Annotated in this window: 15 protein-coding genes; 6 read left to right on the forward strand and 9 right to left on the reverse strand. The window is 43.7% G+C overall.

Going from position 1 to position 16,357, the window contains the following annotated elements; translation table 11 throughout:
- Positions 1 to 3: 3 nt before the first annotated feature.
- The 3 genes from C1A47_RS05405 to rsfS all read left to right on the forward strand — a co-directional run bounded on the left by C1A47_RS05405 (position 4) and on the right by rsfS (position 2,164).
- Positions 4 to 885 (forward strand): NAD(P)-dependent oxidoreductase, encoded by an 882-nt coding sequence (locus tag C1A47_RS05405; RefSeq protein ID WP_111893185.1) that lies wholly within the window; start codon positions 4 to 6, stop codon positions 883 to 885.
- A gap of 3 nt (positions 886 to 888) precedes the next feature.
- Positions 889 to 1,677 carry a hydroxypyruvate isomerase family protein gene (locus C1A47_RS05410; protein ID WP_111893187.1) on the forward strand — a complete coding sequence of 263 codons (789 nt, stop codon included), beginning with the start codon at positions 889 to 891 and terminating at the stop codon, positions 1,675 to 1,677.
- An 82-nt stretch (positions 1,678 to 1,759) separates the two neighbouring features.
- Complete coding sequence (rsfS, locus tag C1A47_RS05415; RefSeq protein ID WP_111893189.1) at positions 1,760 to 2,164, forward strand: ribosome silencing factor; 405 nt, start codon at positions 1,760 to 1,762, stop codon at positions 2,162 to 2,164.
- A gap of 52 nt (positions 2,165 to 2,216) precedes the next feature.
- On the opposite strand, the gene C1A47_RS05420 is transcribed toward rsfS, so the two are convergent.
- The 5 genes from C1A47_RS05420 to C1A47_RS05440 form a co-directional block, all read right to left on the reverse strand.
- Positions 2,217 to 4,310 (reverse strand): TonB-dependent siderophore receptor, encoded by a 2,094-nt coding sequence (locus tag C1A47_RS05420; protein ID WP_111893191.1) that lies wholly within the window; start codon positions 4,308 to 4,310, stop codon positions 2,217 to 2,219.
- A gap of 339 nt (positions 4,311 to 4,649) precedes the next feature.
- Positions 4,650 to 4,955, reverse strand: a complete 306-nt coding sequence (locus tag C1A47_RS05425; RefSeq protein WP_111893193.1) for a DUF3303 domain-containing protein — start codon at positions 4,953 to 4,955, stop codon at positions 4,650 to 4,652.
- A gap of 330 nt (positions 4,956 to 5,285) precedes the next feature.
- Positions 5,286 to 6,743 (reverse strand): NAD(P)(+) transhydrogenase (Re/Si-specific) subunit beta, encoded by a 1,458-nt coding sequence (locus C1A47_RS05430; protein WP_111893195.1) that lies wholly within the window; start codon positions 6,741 to 6,743, stop codon positions 5,286 to 5,288.
- The gene (locus C1A47_RS05435) at positions 6,744 to 7,070 is read right to left on the reverse strand and encodes a proton-translocating transhydrogenase family protein (RefSeq protein ID WP_111893197.1); all 327 of its coding nucleotides are present in this window, start codon (positions 7,068 to 7,070) and stop codon (positions 6,744 to 6,746) included. It lies immediately after the preceding gene.
- Positions 7,071 to 7,081: 11 nt separating this feature from the next.
- Complete coding sequence (locus C1A47_RS05440; RefSeq protein ID WP_111893199.1) at positions 7,082 to 8,209, reverse strand: Re/Si-specific NAD(P)(+) transhydrogenase subunit alpha; 1,128 nt, start codon at positions 8,207 to 8,209, stop codon at positions 7,082 to 7,084.
- Positions 8,210 to 8,441: 232 nt separating this feature from the next.
- On the opposite strand from C1A47_RS05440, the gene C1A47_RS05445 reads away from it, so the two are divergent.
- The gene (locus C1A47_RS05445; protein ID WP_111893595.1) at positions 8,442 to 9,368 is read left to right on the forward strand and encodes a DMT family transporter; all 927 of its coding nucleotides are present in this window, start codon (positions 8,442 to 8,444) and stop codon (positions 9,366 to 9,368) included.
- Here the strand turns inward: C1A47_RS05445 and soxR are convergent.
- Positions 9,337 to 9,831, reverse strand: a complete 495-nt coding sequence (gene soxR, locus C1A47_RS05450; RefSeq protein ID WP_111893201.1) for a redox-sensitive transcriptional activator SoxR — start codon at positions 9,829 to 9,831, stop codon at positions 9,337 to 9,339. The genes C1A47_RS05445 and soxR overlap by 32 nt on opposite strands.
- A 68-nt stretch (positions 9,832 to 9,899) precedes the next feature.
- Between soxR and C1A47_RS05455 the strand changes: the two genes are divergently transcribed.
- Positions 9,900 to 10,328, forward strand: a complete 429-nt coding sequence (locus C1A47_RS05455) for a RidA family protein (RefSeq protein ID WP_111893203.1) — start codon at positions 9,900 to 9,902, stop codon at positions 10,326 to 10,328.
- A 15-nt stretch (positions 10,329 to 10,343) separates the two neighbouring features.
- On the forward strand, positions 10,344 to 11,546 hold the full coding sequence (locus C1A47_RS05460) for an MFS transporter (protein ID WP_111893205.1): 1,203 nt from the start codon (positions 10,344 to 10,346) through the stop codon (positions 11,544 to 11,546).
- Here C1A47_RS05460 and C1A47_RS05465 read toward each other — a convergent pair.
- From C1A47_RS05465 to gcvP, 3 genes are all read right to left on the reverse strand, one after another.
- On the reverse strand, positions 11,534 to 12,118 hold the full coding sequence (locus C1A47_RS05465) for a hypothetical protein (RefSeq protein ID WP_413772950.1): 585 nt from the start codon (positions 12,116 to 12,118) through the stop codon (positions 11,534 to 11,536). The genes C1A47_RS05460 and C1A47_RS05465 overlap by 13 nt on opposite strands.
- A gap of 265 nt (positions 12,119 to 12,383) precedes the next feature.
- A complete protein-coding gene (gene gcvT / locus C1A47_RS05470) occupies positions 12,384 to 13,502 on the reverse strand; it encodes a glycine cleavage system aminomethyltransferase GcvT (protein ID WP_111893209.1) in 1,119 nt (372 codons plus the stop codon).
- A gap of 2 nt (positions 13,503 to 13,504) precedes the next feature.
- Positions 13,505 to 16,357 (reverse strand): aminomethyl-transferring glycine dehydrogenase, encoded by a 2,853-nt coding sequence (gene gcvP, locus C1A47_RS05475; protein WP_111893211.1) that lies wholly within the window; start codon positions 16,355 to 16,357, stop codon positions 13,505 to 13,507.

Genomic DNA, 16,357 nt, shown 5'->3' on the forward strand with positions numbered 1-16,357 from the left:
ACAATGACTGGATGTCCACAAAAAATCGCATTTCTGGGAATGGGCTTAATGGGTAGCCGCATGGCAAGCCGACTATTGGCAGCAGATTTTGAAGTCGCTGTCTGGAATCGCAGTCCTGCCGCCTGTCTGCCTTTAATCGAACAAGGTGCAAGCCAACTTAACTTGCAGCACATTGCAGATTATCCTGTGATTTTGGTTTGCCTTGCCGATGATACTGCGGTTGAACATGTCTTTGAACAGATTCAACCGTATTTGCAAGCGGGTCAAATCATGGTGGATTTCTCTAGCCTATCAGTCAATAAAACCCTTGAACTGGCAAAACTTGCAGCCGAACAGCAGATCATTTGGATTGACTCGCCTGTTTCAGGCGGAACCGCAGGCGCAGAACAAGGCAGCTTAGTAATTTTTGCAGGTGGCGATGCTGAGATCATTACGCGACTCCAACCGCTTTATGCAGCGCTTTCACAACGGGTCACACGCATGGGTAATGTTGGAACAGGTCAAGCCACCAAAATCTGTAACCAACTGATTGTCGCAGCAAATAGCACACTGATTGCCGAGGCCGTTGCACTGGCAGAACACGCTGGCGTGGATACTCGACTTCTCGCGCCTGCCTTAGCCAATGGTTTTGCCGACTCCAAGCCCTTTCAAATTTTAGCGCCACGTATGGCAACTGCCCAGTATCAACCTGTACAATGGAAAGTACAAACCCTCAGTAAAGACCTACAAAATGCCGTGTCTTTAGCACAGCAATACCATTTAGATATTCCAGTTGCAGAGCGTGCATTACAACAACTGAAAAACCACCAGCAACAGGGTTATGCTGAACAGGATTTATCAACGATTATTGAGCAGGTAAAACAACCTGCTACGGCGGAGGAATAAAACATGAATAAACTTGCCGTCAACTTGTCCATGATTTTCACTGAAGTCCCACTGATTGAGCGTTTTGCACTGGCTCGGAAACATGGTTTTGATCATGTGGAAATTCAGTTTCCTTATGAACTCAGTATTGAACAGATTCGACAACAACTTGAACAGCATCAACTCTCACTCTGCCTAATTAATGCACCTGTCGGTGACCTCATGCAAGGTGGAAACGGCTTGGCAGGTATCCCTGGGCGTGAACGCGAATTTTACCATGCCGTACAGCATGCTGTTCGCTATGCAACATTACTGAATGTTCCAAGTGTCAACATTTTGGCAGGTAAACAGCCCCTTGATGCTGATTTATTACCCTGTTTAGAAATTCTATCGAAAAATCTGAAACTTGCTGCTCACATCTTGACGGATTATCACATTCAGCCTGTATTTGAGATGGTCAACGGCACAGATATGCCACGCTTTCTGATTCAAAATATTGCCCAAGCTCAAGACATGATGGATGTAGTGAATAACCCTGCGCTCAAAATGCAATATGACTGCTACCACATGGCAATGATGGGTGAAGATGTCCTTGAAGGCTTACAAGAGAATATTGCTCAAATTGGGCATATTCAATTTGCCGATTGCCCAAACCGCCATGAGCCCAATACAGGTGACATGGCATATGAACAGATTTTCCATTGGCTCAAACACAGCAATTATCAAGGCTATATTGCGGCTGAATACAAACCGAGCAATCACTCAGAACAAAGCTTTGCGTGGAAAACACAATTTTTTGCAAATATATCCTGAGCATTTCGCTGCAAAATTTGAATTTTAGGCGCAAAAAGGCTATAGTTCACAGTGAGTAATTGTCAGGACAAACATACCTCTTATGAATTTAGAACCATCGCCCGGCGCTTCTAATTCTCACAACCACTCTGTGGTAGATACACAAACTCAAGATGTGAGCGCTTGCTTGAATGCCATTCGTAATGCCCTTCAAGATGTAAAAGCCAAAGATATTATTGAACTTGATGTCAGCAGCATCAGCAACGTCGCAGATGCGATTGTGATTGCTAGCGGCACATCAACTCGCCACGTAAAAGCCCTTGCAGACAATGTCGCAGAAGAAGCGCGTAAAGCAGGCTTTCGCCCAATCGGTATCGAAGGTGAACGTGATGCTGAGTGGATCTTAATCGATCTCGGTTATGTTGTAGTACATGTGATGCTACCAACAGCACGCAAATTCTATGATTTAGAAAGCTTATGGCGCACTCCAGATGCGTCAGTAGCATAAAAATAAAAAAAAGCGACTCAAATGAGTCGCTTTTTTACGCACAAAATAAAAATTAGAATTTAAAGCGCAGATTTAAGTTAACCTGACGTTCATCACCCAATGCGACTACATAGTTACTTACCCCACCTGCATAGTACTCAGTGTTGAAAATATTTTTAGCATTGACACTTGCTTGCCAGTTACGTGCTTTATAGCCCACTTCCGCATCAAACACTGCGTAACCATGCACAGTATAGTTATATTTATAACTGCTTTTCTTCGACTCACTACGCACACCACCACCAATAAACCAACCATTTAATACACCTTGGTTAAATTCATAACGGGTAGACAAGTTAAACATTTGTTTTGAGACATTGTTTAAGCGTTTACCAATATAACTCGTAATCTCATTATCTACGATACGTGCAGTCGGCAAATAGGTATAATTGACACTGACCACCCAACTTGGTAACACGCGCGCAGTCAATTCAGTTTCGATCCCTTGGGTATTTTCCTCGCCTGTCTGGTAGTTATTCCCATCAGCATCAGCAGATACCACATTGAAACGAGTGAGATCAAACCATGCCAAACTTGCTTGTAAACGCTGATCCAATGCTTGGAATTTAAAGCCTACTTCATATTGTTTGGCTTTTTCAGGATCAAAGACATTGCCATTAACATCAACATCAGTCACAGGCAGGAACGATGTTGAATAACTCACATAAGGCGAAACCCAGTCATTAAAGGTATAAAGTCCAGCGATACTACCTGAAAATGCTTGGCTATCTTTACTGTCCTTAGAACCATCATAGTGGCTTTTTGCATCGACTGAAGCCCAGTCATGACGCAAACCTAAATTCACATTAAAACGATCAGTAACATCAACCTTGTCTCTAAAATACAAGCCCATCGTTTTCAGTGTCGTTTCAACACTATCACTACGCAAGGTTTTGGTCGCACACCAATCTTTACTGGTATAACTTGGCGAGTAAATATTTAAAGCGCTAACGGTACAATTGTAGTTCCATATATCACGGGTATCATGCATTGCATCTAAGCCAAGCATAATATGATGCTGCATACCTGCAATCTCAAAAGTATTCGAGATATTGTTGTCGATACTCACATTCAGGTCATCATAATGCTGATCACGCCCTTGACGAGTAATGGTGCTGCTAGTTGCAGTCGATTTACTAATAAAGACCGCCTGACCATCTAAACGTGATTTTTGTACGGCAAAGTTCTGTTTAAATGTCCAACCATTATCAAACTCATGTTTAAAGTTATAACCAACTCGATAAACATCTGAAATATAAGGATCTACACTCGGCTCACCAATAAATAAGTGACGATCTACTTCACCATTACTATTCGGCAAAATACTGCCATATACAGGCAAGCCCTGCTGACGCACATATTCCTTATGACTATAGCTTGCAATCACTGACAAATCAGTCTGCTCACCTAGATCAAAATTATAAGAAGGCGAAATATAAAAGTTTTTAAAATAGACATAATCTGTTGGATCATCCTGATCAGAATAGGTCGCATTTAAACGCCATGCAGCTTTATCTGAACCTTCAATAGTATGATTGGTATCAAAACCTATCTGACGCAAGTTATTGCTACCATAGCGCAAATCGACCTGATTAAAATTGTCCTGAACGGGACGTTTCGTCACCAGATTGACGATTCCCCCTGGTGCGGTTTGTCCAAAGTCCATCGAATCTGGCCCTTTCACCACTTCAATACGTTCTAGACCTGTAATGTTACTTGCAGAATCAGAAGCTTGTGCCTGACGTAAACCATCGACATAAATTGCATCGGAAGACAATTGACCACGAATAATAAAATCATCTGAACCACGACGACCCAGTGGTGCAGAGATTACACCTGATACTCCTTGAATTGCATCGGTCAAGTTCATGGCTTGCTTTTCTTCAATCTGTTCACGTGTCACCACAGAAACCGATTTTGCAGTTTTAAACAGCGGCTGTTCAGACTTTAAACTCTGTGTCGTAGTTGCCACATAACTGTCTTTTACGGTCTTATTTGCAGCAACAGTAATGGTTGGGAGCACATTTTCATCAGCAAAAGCGGGCTGCATTACAGCCATGAGTGCCAAAGCCAAACTGCTTGGCACAAACAAGAGAGGTTTATTCATAAAATCTAAAAAGTATCAATGTAAAATTATTTGCAAATATTAAACTTATTAATAATCTTTCTCAATAAAGATTTTCAAATCTTGTTACATTCATGCCAGATCTATAAAAATAAAAGTAAAAGCAATGAGTTAATTAAGACTCATGAAAATTAAATAAATTATTTAAAAATATAAAAAATACAATTATTTAAGATTTAAATTTAGTAAAAGTAAATAATTTATCAATATCAAAACTTACCATCACATTTTTATTTATTGGAGCTATCTCCTTTTTTAGATAGCTCCCAACCACTTTGATTACCATCCATCTTGAAGCTACAAAATGATGGAAAGTTTATTTTAGATTGCTCCACTGAGTGTGCTTTCTAGTTTTTCGATTGCAACCGCCATCAGTGGACCGATTTGTTCATCAGTTAAGGCAGGAAAGGCTTCCATACAAAGAAGATCATTCCACTCCATCACCCATTGCTGTATCAACTCTGCATCACTTGCTTCAATAACAGCAACACCAGATAGCTGTGCTACAGCATGCCATCTCCCTAGCATTTTTACGCCATCAGGCGCTTTTCCTCCAGTCTTCAAAAAACGCTCTATTGCGGCATTACGATTTTCTGGGCGAATATTCCATTTGACTATAAATAACATAATTCACCTCTATGACTGATCGGTGCACTGAACATATACCTCTGCGGGAGCACACCAAGCCCGCCGACCAAACTACAGTTAAATATCCGTTATACTAAACAACTATTTTGACAACTTTCCCAATTAATTTTGATTATTTTTTGTTCACATTAGGCAACCAAAAAGATTTCCATCAATTCTTGATTTTCAAAAACAATAGAACATCCAAGACGATTAGAAACACGCAATAAATAGACGAATAATTAGGTTTAACTGAATAAATTTGATCCTAAATTTTGCCAAATAAAAAACCACCCGAAGGTGGCTTTTTTAAAAGTAAAACGCTTGAGATTAGTGGCCTGTCCCATTTATGGCTTTAGCCATATCCTCTACCACTTTTTTCGCATCTCCAAACACCATCATGGTTTTTTCGTTATAGAACAAGTCGTTGTCCAGACCTGCATAACCTGTTGCCATAGAGCGTTTGATGACCATAATAGTCCGTGCTTTATGTGCTTCCAAGATTGGCATGCCATAGATCGGTGAACCTGGATCATCTTTTGCTGCTGGGTTAACCACGTCATTTGCACCAATCACCAGTACCACATCTGTTGCTGGGAAGTCCGAGTTAATCTCGTCCATTTCCAAGATGTCTTCATACGGAACATCTGCTTCAGCCAAAAGTACGTTCATGTGACCTGGCATACGACCTGCCACAGGGTGAATTGCGAAACGGACTTTAACGCCTTCTTCCTTAAGCAAGTTTGCCAGTTCTTTTACCGCATTCTGTGCACGACCTTGCGCCATACCATAACCCGGCACAATCACAACGCTGTCTGCATTTGACATCAGGAAGCCTGCATCATCTGCTGAACCTGAACGGTAGTTACGTTGTACTTGCTCACCAGATGCTTTTGCACCCGCAACCGCAGCCCCCCCCATGGCACCACCAAACAAGACATTGAAGATGTTACGGTTCATGGCTTTACACATAATGTAAGACAGAATCGCACCGGATGAACCGACCAACGAACCTGCTACGATCAGCATGTTGTTTTCAAGGGTAAAACCAATTCCTGCTGCCGCCCAACCTGAGAATGAGTTCAGAAGTGAAACCACTACTGGCATGTCACCACCACCCACAGGTGCAATCCAGACCCAACCGAGTGCAAGTGCGAGTGCGGTCATTGCCCAGAATGCTGGCATACTACCCGTGCTAAAGAAATAGAAACCGCACACCAACATGGCAACAAACAAGGTTGCCTGTACAGGTTTCACCCAAGCACCTGCAATGGTTTTTGCCCATTTTTTCGCAGCCAGTTTGCCGTAAGCAAAGACTGAAGCTGTAAAGGTAATTGCACCAACAAAACAACCCACAAACAATTCAAACAGGTGAACTTTGCTCATGTGTGCATGCTGAACACCTGCCGTGGTCAGTGCAGCCTCATTTTGTTCAAATAAAACGGAAAGTTGGTTGTTATGCAAGATGGCTGCAACTGCAATTAACACCGCAGATAAACCTACCAAAGAGTGCATTAAAGCAACGGTTTCAGGCATTTGCGTCATTGGAACGGTACGTGCACGGGCAATCCCCACAATCGCACCCAACACCATTGCACCTCCAATCATCCAAACCACAGGATGATCTGCAACGAAAAAGGTACTTAATACCGCGATTGCCATCGCGATCATGCCGTAACGGTTACCCTTAATCGCAGTTTTCGGACTAGACAAACCACGTAGCGTCAAAATAAAGAGAACTGCGCCGATGAGGTAGAACCAATCCGCATTCGCTCGAATAAATTCCATTTAGCTACCCTCTTTATTTTTTTGCTTTGGTTTAAACATTTCCAGCATACGCGCAGTCACCGCGAAGCCACCAAAAATATTAATACTGGCAAGAAACACCGCAATTGCACCGAGCACACTGACCACGTTAATGCTTTGGAATTGCACATTGGCTTCAATACCCAGTGCAGGCATACCAACAGTTTGCAACATTGCACCAACCACAATGATCGATGACAAAGCATTGGTCACCGCCATCAACGGCGTATGCAAAGCAGGTGTTACCCCCCAAACCACGTAGTAACCGACAAAAATCGCCAACACAAAAATCGTAATGGTTTCAACCATGAGAATTCCCCTTAACCGCGCTTGAACAGCAGTGTGCCGCCATGAGTAACCAATAAGGCTTTTTGAATTTCATCTTCCTGATTAATCAAGAAGTTCTTGTCTTTATCAAAAAGTGTTTCAAGGAAATTAAAAACGTTACGGGCATAGAGTGCCGAAGCTTCGGTCGCAACCGTGGCAGGGATATTCGGCACACCCAAAATCTTCACGCCATTTGCAGTCGTTACCGTTTCATTCACTTTCGAGCCTTCAACATTGCCACCCGTTTCTACCGCCATGTCCAAAATCACAGAACCTGCTTTCATTTTGGCAACGGTTTCCGCCTTGATAAGACGTGGCGCATTACGACCCGGCAAAAGCGCAGTGGTAATGACGATATCTGCATTAGCAACCGCTTTATCCACAATGGCAGCCTGATCTTTAATGTATTGCTCACCTGGTGTCCAGCCATAGCCATTTTTTGCAGCGTCAGCAGCACGCTGTTGCTCTTCTTCAGACATTGGCACGTCAAGCCATTTACCACCTAAAGATTCAACCTGATCTTTGGCAGTAGGACGTAAATCGGTTGCTTCAACCACTGCACCTAAACGTTTAGCCGTTGCAATCGCTTGCAAACCTGCCACGCCTACACCCATCACCACAACACGTGCAGGTTTTACTGTACCCGCGGCGGTCATAAGCATTGGAAACATGCGCTGGTATTCATTTGCAGCAAGTAAAACCGATTTGTAACCTGACAAGTTTGCCTGAGAGGACAAGACATCCATGTTTTGCGCACGAGACAAGGTTCGAGGCAACAACTCCAATGCAAATGCCGAAATTTGTTGGGTAGCAAACTGTTCAAGTTCCGTATTGCGATACGGGTCAAACATTGCAATTACGGTTGTGTTCGCAGAAATCTTGCTGATTTCATCCCCTTGGGGTGCACGAACTTTTAAAATAATCTGGCTGCCCTGATAGGCATCGTCAGCTATTGTCGCGCCAACCTGCGTATAAGCATCATTCAAATATGCGGCTTGAACACCAGCATCTTTTTCAATCACTACGCTATGACCAGCGCCAACCAACTTCTTTACAGTTTCAGGGGTCGCAGCAACTCGACTCTCTCCAGCAACTGTCTCCATAGGAATTCCGATTTGCATTGAGCATGTTCCTCAGGCTAGTTTGTGTGTTAAAAACATCGCAAACTGCAATGTTTCTCCCATTTTTGATTCGGATTGATTGGATTCTAATCAAACTTTTAAAAAATACCACCCATTATTCATTTAATAAATGACGATATTTCCATTCAATGCTTATTAAAAGTGACTCAAGAGTATAAAATAGGAAAGTTTTGCTTCATTTTAATAAATGACTCAGTCTTCTTCTTATTCCATGCCTATCTCATTCTCACGCAACCAAGTTGGTTCATTTTTTGCGCTATGTGCTGCATTTTTATTTAGTTCAAAAGCCATTTTTATTAAACAAGCCTATGCTTTGTCACATCAGGTTGACGCCACCGTCTTAATGGCTTTACGTATGGGCAGTGCTTTACCCTTTTTTCTGATCATGGCATGGCTCTTTCGTAAGCAAAGACAAACATTACAAGCCAAAGACTGGGGACTACTGGTCATTTCAGGCCTACTCGGTTACTACTTTGCCAGTTGGCTCGACTTTATCGGTTTGATGTACATTAGCGCTTCTTTAGAGCGGATCATCCTGTTTTTATACCCGACCTTAACAGTGCTCGCATCGAGCCTGATCTATAAACAACCTTTACGACTAAAAGCGTATTTTGCCATTTTGCTAAGTTATGGAGGCACGGTCATGGTGATGCTCCAAGAGCAAAATCATGCACCAATGCAGAGCAATTTCTGGTTAGGGGCCAGTTTGGTTTTTGCCAGCGCAATTGCCTTTGCTTGCTACCTACTCCTCACACCCCGCTTAATTGAAAAATTTGGCGCTTCAAATTTCACAGGACTCGCACTCAGCACCGCCTGTATCGGCACATTGGTTCATTTTCTACTGGCAACACCACAACCTTTGCAGTTACTCACACAACTGCCTTTAGGGGTTTGGGCTTATGGAATTGGACTGGGTTTATTTGTAACGGTACTACCCACAGTTTTACTGATGCAAGGTATTGCGCGGATTGGCGCATCACAATCCGCCATGATTGCTGCGATTGGGCCGATATTGACGATTTTACTGGCTGTTTTATTTTTAAATGAGCATCTTAATGCATGGCAATGGCTCGGCTGTACACTCAACATTATTGGAATTATGCTGATCAGTCTGAGCAAGCATCGTCTAAAACATTAGCATCAAGCAATGCCAAAATCTGCTGGAAATGTGCACCAGCAGATTGCTTTGCCAGATAATCATCTGGATTTCGTAAGGGGCATTGATCTAAAGATAAACAACCACATCCGATACACCAATCCAATTGCTGCCTTAACTGTAACAAGGTTTGAATTTTCTCATCGAGTTGAGTTTTCCAGACACTCGACATGTTCTGCCAGTCTTGCTTAGATGCTACCCGATGATCAGGCAACACTGTAAATGCATGACGAATTTCATCCAACGAAATTCCTACGGATTGCGCTACTTTAATAATGGCGACCCGACGCAGCATTGCTCGCAAATAACGGCGCTGATTGCCATTGGTTCGGGTGCTCCAAATCAGTTGTTTTTCTTCATAAAAACGAAGGGTTGCCACACTCACACCGCTACGTTTTGCCAATTCACCAATCGTGATAAAGGCTTGGACAGAATTTTCTGACATTTCTCTTGACCTCAAGTTAACTTGAGCTTTGATACTAGCATGACCCAAATTGAGTCAGTATCGCTCCAATGAAAACAAGCATCTTAAAAAATAACAGCCATCTTCAAATCATGAACCCTGAACAACTCTACAACCCAGAACCCTTTGCTTACAGCCATGTCGTCACTGTGCAAAATTTTAAGCGGATTGTGCATGTTGCAGGGCAAGGCGGTGAAAGCATCAATGGAGAATTATCTCCCATCTTCGCTCAACAAGTCTGGCAGGCCTTTCGCAACCTTGAAACAGCTTTAGCTGCCGCCCATGCAAAATTACATGATATTGCCGTATTGCGGGTGTTGATTGTTGAGCATACTGCTGAAAAACATGCCGTTTTAATTGAGATTATGCAGCAATTATGGCGTAATCATGCCTTTCCTGCGTGTACCCTCATACCTGTTTCGGGGCTCGCTTTAAGTCGTATGTTGTTTGAAGTTGAAGCAACAGCCTATACTTTTTGATTGCTGAGTCAGTGTATGCATGAAATTTCCGATATTAGTCAAAACAAGAAACTGCTGTGGCTGATGGCTTTAGCTTGTGGCTTAACCGCAGGGGCAAATTATTTTAGCCAACCTTTAATTCACTCAATTCAGCAATATTTTCAGGTAGATGCCGCTCAAGCACAGTTGACTGTTACGCTCGCTCAACTTTCTTATGCTTTAGGTTTGCTGCTGATTGTGCCACTCGGTGATATTGCCGATAAACGCAAATTCATTCCAACACTGATGGGGTTGGCAGGTGTAGGCTTGTGCCTTTGCGCCTGTGCCATTAACCTGCCCATGCTTTGGCTCGGCACCATGATGACAGGATTCTTCTCAGTCGCAGCGCAGGTTTTAATTCCATTTGCCACCATGACCGTTAAACCTAAAAAAATTGGCGAAGTGGTTGGCTTCCTGATGAGTGGCCTACTGGTTGGCATTTTGCTCTCAACTAGTTTGTCAGGCTTACTGTCCAACTTATTTCACTGGAAACTGATTTATATCATTAGTGCGATTTTGATTTTCGGCTTGGCGTATCAACTCAAACGCGAACTCCCCTACACCATGCGTCAACAGATACCTTATCTGGACATCTTCAAGTCGATGGCAACATTGATGATTGAGGAACGTCGCCTGAATTTTCGTGCCTATGTCGGTGCAGGTGCATTTGCTTCAATGAGTGTAATTTACTCGACTATTGCTGTGTATTTATCGGCAGCGCCATTTCATTTAGCAGATTCATTTATTGGTATGGTCAGCTTAGTGGGAGTGTTTGGCGCACTATCAGCAAGGTATGTCGGCAGATATGCCGATCGTGGCTATGGCACGTTATTTACCACTTTAGGCTGCATACTCCTCCTCTCAAGCTGGCTGATGTTCTACTTCTCTAGCTACAGTATTTGGCTTTACATTGCAGGCTTTGCAACAGCCAACTTAGGGCTTGCTTTTGTACACTCTTGCAATCAAAACATTATTTTTCGGATTCGCCCCACCGCAAAATCGCGCCTGAACTCTATTTATATGACGCTGTATTTTGCAGGCGCAGCAACAGGTTCAGCACTTGGAACCTATGCATGGAATCATGGTGGCTGGATGTACACCTGCTTAGCAGGTTTAGGGCTGACCGTATTTTGTAGTAGCTTCGCCCTACTCGATTTCATCTATTATGGTCGGCAAGCCAAAGCCTCTCAACACACCTGAACCATCGGATAAAATGGCTTTTCCTGATCTAGTTCACCACCATGCTCAAGAAAAACATGCATAAACTGGGTCAGTAAAGTCATCAATACCTGACTGGCAATTCTAAGATGCCGACGCATAATCGCACTGTTATAGGTTGAACCACCATGCACGATTTGATTCCGCAAAGTATAAAGTCGGCTAAAAACGATGAGTAACAACTCTACCGTATCATGCTCAGCAAGCGCTTGCTGTACACGTTGTTGATTTAAAATAGAATGTGTTTTCCATTCCTGCTTATCAATTTTTTGATTTTGAAAATCCCACTGCTTCTGATCAAAGTAAGGATGGTTTGACCAGTCAATAATGCTTCGACTACAGTTCTTCCAAACACAACGCTCAATACGTCGCTCTCGATCAACCCCATATAATCTAAGCAAGAATTGCCTGAGGCGCTGTTGATCTTCATCCAAAGTTTCCTGCAGATTTTCTGCATAGATTGCATTAAATGCGATCCATAAACTTACAAACTGTAAATCCACATCCTGATCAAGATCTTTGGCTTTACGTAACCAGCTTAATCCCCGTTGCATTCTCAAATTGAAATTTTCCGAATAGAGATGCTTATGATTTTTGAAAATTTCTTCTAATAAATACATCGCTTAAACCTTTGCTTCGTATTTTATTTCAGCATACGCTGATCAATTTTTAGCAGCAATTACTTACCTTGACTGGTCGTACAATTTATCAGCAGCTTAACTATTTCAACGAACCCACTGTATAAAAACTCCCTTTTTTGAGCAGATTTTCCATAAAAAAAGCCCGATAAGAGTATCGGGCTTTTTTCTTAACACTTAATTAACCACGATAATAACGTTGTGCAACAAAAGGCATTTTCACGACTTTCATTGGTACAAGTTTATTACGCACTTTGGCAAACAGCTCAGTGCCTTCCGCAGCATGTGCAATATCGACATAACCCATGGCAATCGGGCTAGACAAGCTTGGTGCAAAACCACCACTGGTCACTTGACCCAATACCTGTCCATCCTGATCGACAATTTCAGCACCTTCACGCACTGGCATACGATCAAGAATCTGGAAACCAACACGTTTTTTAGCCACACCTTGCTGCATTTGCGCTTGAATGGTTGCAGCACCTGCATAACCACCCTCACGCGCACCACCTGCACGGCGAACTTTAGAAATCGCCCAAAGTAAGTTTGCTTCAACAGGGGTTGTGGTTTCATTCATGTCGTGACCATACAGACATAAACCTGCTTCCAGACGTAATGAATCACGAGCACCCAGACCAATCAGTGCCACTTCAGGCTCAGCAATCAGAGCTTTTGCCAATGCTTCCACATCGGCACTTGCCACTGAAATTTCGTAGCCATCTTCACCTGTATAACCTGTACGGCTGACGATGCATTCAGCACCGTTTAACTGTACACGCTTGATTTGCATGAAGCGCATTTCGGCCACTTCTGGGTTTAATCGTGCCAATACAGTTGCCGCTTCAGGCCCTTGCAATGCCAACAATGCACGCTCAGCAAATTGCTCAACGATTTCACATTGGTCAGCCAAGTGCGCACGTAAATGTGCCAAATCCTGCTCTTTACATGCCGCATTAACCACGAGGTACAACTCGTCCTGAGACAGACGTGCCACCATCAAGTCATCCAGAATGCCGCCTTGCGGATTGGTAAACAACGCATAACGCTGCATCCCTTCAGGCAAGTCAACAATATCAACAGGCACAAGGCTTTCTAAAGCACGTGCCGCGTTTTCACCACGCAAAAACACCTGACCCATGTGTGAGACATCAAACAGACCCGCATGTTCACGTGTATGTAAATGCTCTTTCAAGACACCAGCCGCATACTGTACAGGCATGTTGTAGCCTGCAAACGGCACCATTTTTGCGCCTTGCTCAATATGCAGCGCCGCCAATGGCGTATTTTTTAATTCAGACATACTTAGTCCTCATAGTTGCTGATGCTTGGGCAAGAACAAATCAGGTTACGGTCGCCATAGACGTTGTCGACACGACCCACTGGAGACCAGTATTTGCTTTCAACCAATTCAGGAAGTGGATAGACCGCTTGTTCACGTGAGTATGGATGTGACCACTCACCTGTCAATTCTTGTGCAGTATGTGGTGCATTTTTCAACGGGTTGTCTTGTGCATCCAACTCGCCTGTGGTCACTTGCTGAATTTCTTCGGCAATTTTGTTCATGGCATTAATGAAACGCTCAAGCTCATACAAGCTTTCACTTTCAGTTGGCTCAACCATCAGTGTACCCGCAACTGGGAATGACATGGTTGGTGCATGGAAACCAAAGTCGATCAGACGTTTTGCCACGTCATCTACAGTAATACCACTAGTGTCTTTTAGACCACGCAAGTCCAAGATACATTCGTGCGCAACCAAATCATGGCTACCTGTGTACAACACTGGGTAAGCCGCATTCAAACGTTTTGCCACATAGTTTGCATTCAGAATCGCCATTGCAGATGCCTGACGTAAACCTTTGCCGCCCATCATACGGATATACATCCAAGTGATTGGTAAAATGCTGGCACTACCAAACGGCGCAGCACTCACTGCATCGGTTTTACGCTCTAAATGATAGCTGTGACCTGGCATAAACGGTTTCAAGTGTTCTTTGACACCGATTGGGCCAACACCTGGTCCACCACCACCATGAGGAATACAGAAGGTTTTATGCAAGTTCAGGTGAGATACATCACCACCAAACTGACCTGGTGCACACAAGCCCACCATCGCATTCATGTTTGCGCCATCGATATACACCTGACCACCATGCTCATGCACGATGTCACAGATTTCACGGACTGCATGTTCAAATACACCGTGTGTTGACGGGTAAGTGATCATTAAGGCTGCAAGGTCTTGGCTGTGTTGATCTGCTTTACTACGCAAGTCTTCAACATCAACGTTACCGTTCTCATCACAGGCCACAACCACAACTTTCATACCTGCCATGCTGGCAGTCGCTGGGTTGGTTCCGTGTGCAGACTGTGGAATTAAGCAGATGTTACGCTGACCTTCACCACGGCTCGCGTGGTAGGCACGAATTGCCAACAAACCTGCATATTCACCTTGTGAACCTGCGTTTGGCTGAAGTGAAATCGCATCGTAACCTGTTGCAGCACACAACATTTGCTCAAGCTGTTTCACCATTTCTACATAGCCTTGAGCTTGAGAAATCGGTGCAAACGGATGCAGATTGCCAAATTCAGACCATGTAATTGGCAACATTTCGCTTGCTGCATTCAATTTCATGGTACATGAGCCCAATGGAATCATGCTGCGATCAAGAGCCAAGTCTTTATCTGCCAAACGGCGCAGATAACGCATTAACTCGGTTTCGCTGTGATGCGTGTTGAAAATAGCGTGTTGTAAAATCGCGCTTTCACGAAGCAACGCTGCTGGTAATGCAGACGTATAGGCTGCGGCAACTGCTTCAAATTCAGGTGCAGTTTGACCTTGAGCAAACAATGCCCAAAGCGCGACAACATGATCAGGTGTCGTGGTTTCATCAAATGAGATACCCACTTGAGTCGCATCAATTTCGCGCAAGTTGATTTCTTGTGCGCGTGCTGCTGCAAGTACCGCTGCTGTATCGACCTGAGTCAAAGTCAAGGTATCGAAGAATGCAGCATTGCTTACGCTCACACCCAACTGTTTTAAACCTTGAGCCAAAATTGCAGTCAGCGCATGGGTACGTTCAGCAATATCTTTCAAACCTTGTGGACCATGATAAACCGCATACATGCTGGCAATGTTGGCAAGCAACACTTGAGCAGTACAGATGTTACTGGTCGCTTTTTCACGGCGGATATGCTGTTCACGGGTTTGCAATGCCAAACGCAGTGCAGGCTTGCCTAAACGGTCAACCGACATCCCCACAACACGACCTGGCATGTCACGTTTATAAGCATCTTTGGTTGCAAAGTACGCTGCGTGTGGGCCACCAAAGCCCATTGGCACGCCAAAACGCTGAGCTGTACCAATCGCAACGTCTGCACCCCATTCACCTGGCGCTTTCAATACGGTTAATGCCAACAAGTCAGCCGATACTGCAACCAAAGCATTGACTGCATGGACTTTTTCAACCAAAGCCGCATAGTCATACACTTCACCTGTACTTGCAGGGTATTGCAATAACACACCGAAGAATTCAGCGAAGTCCGCAACTTGTTGCTCATCACCGACCACAACTTCAATACCCAGCGGTTCAGCACGAGTACGTAGCACATCTAGCGTTTGTGGATGGCAGTGCAATGATGCAAAGAATTTGTTGGCTTTTTTGTTTTTAGAAACACGCTTACAGAAGGTCATTGCTTCTGCACAAGCAGTTGCTTCATCGAGCAAAGATGCATTTGAAATCGACAAACCAGTCAAATCTGCAATCATGGTCTGGAAGTTTAACAGTGCTTCTAGACGACCTTGAGAAATTTCAGGTTGGTACGGTGTATAAGCGGTGTACCATGCTGGATTTTCCAACAAGTTACGCAAAATTGGTGCAGGCGTATGGGTTGGGTAATAACCCTGACCAATATGGCTACGGAAAATCTGGTTTTTCTGAGCAATGGCTTTGAGTTCTGCCAAAGCGTGTTCTTCGCTCACACCGTCTGTGCTTTCTAAAACACTGGTATTTTTGATTGAATCTGGAATCACCGCTGCCATCAATGCGTCAAGGTCGCTATAACCCAGTGCATCGAGCATGTGTTGTTGTTCAGCCGCAGTCGGGCCAATATGGCGTTCAACAAAGCTGTTGAGATTGGTAAAATTAATGCTCAT

Source organism: Acinetobacter sp. MB5 (assembly GCF_003261585.1).
Classification (GTDB): Bacteria; Pseudomonadota; Gammaproteobacteria; order Pseudomonadales; family Moraxellaceae; genus Acinetobacter.

Coding starts and splice junctions, on each gene's coding strand:
- gcvT (WP_111893209.1), bottom strand. CDS start 13,502: ATGTCTGAATTAAAAAATACGCCATTGGCGGCGCTGCATATTGAGCAA.
- rsfS (WP_111893189.1), top strand. CDS start 1,760: ATGAATTTAGAACCATCGCCCGGCGCTTCTAATTCTCACAACCACTCT.
- C1A47_RS05425 (WP_111893193.1), bottom strand. CDS start 4,955: ATGTTATTTATAGTCAAATGGAATATTCGCCCAGAAAATCGTAATGCC.
- soxR (WP_111893201.1), bottom strand. CDS start 9,831: ATGTCAGAAAATTCTGTCCAAGCCTTTATCACGATTGGTGAATTGGCA.
- C1A47_RS05410 (WP_111893187.1), top strand. CDS start 889: ATGAATAAACTTGCCGTCAACTTGTCCATGATTTTCACTGAAGTCCCA.
- C1A47_RS05465 (WP_413772950.1), bottom strand. CDS start 12,118: ATGCAACGGGGATTAAGCTGGTTACGTAAAGCCAAAGATCTTGATCAG.
- C1A47_RS05430 (WP_111893195.1), bottom strand. CDS start 6,743: ATGGAATTTATTCGAGCGAATGCGGATTGGTTCTACCTCATCGGCGCA.
- gcvP (WP_111893211.1), bottom strand. CDS start 16,357: ATGAGCATTAATTTTACCAATCTCAACAGCTTTGTTGAACGCCATATT.
- C1A47_RS05455 (WP_111893203.1), top strand. CDS start 9,900: ATGAAAACAAGCATCTTAAAAAATAACAGCCATCTTCAAATCATGAAC.
- C1A47_RS05435 (WP_111893197.1), bottom strand. CDS start 7,070: ATGGTTGAAACCATTACGATTTTTGTGTTGGCGATTTTTGTCGGTTAC.
- C1A47_RS05460 (WP_111893205.1), top strand. CDS start 10,344: ATGCATGAAATTTCCGATATTAGTCAAAACAAGAAACTGCTGTGGCTG.
- C1A47_RS05445 (WP_111893595.1), top strand. CDS start 8,442: ATGCCTATCTCATTCTCACGCAACCAAGTTGGTTCATTTTTTGCGCTA.
- C1A47_RS05405 (WP_111893185.1), top strand. CDS start 4: ATGACTGGATGTCCACAAAAAATCGCATTTCTGGGAATGGGCTTAATG.
- C1A47_RS05440 (WP_111893199.1), bottom strand. CDS start 8,209: ATGCAAATCGGAATTCCTATGGAGACAGTTGCTGGAGAGAGTCGAGTT.
- C1A47_RS05420 (WP_111893191.1), bottom strand. CDS start 4,310: ATGAATAAACCTCTCTTGTTTGTGCCAAGCAGTTTGGCTTTGGCACTC.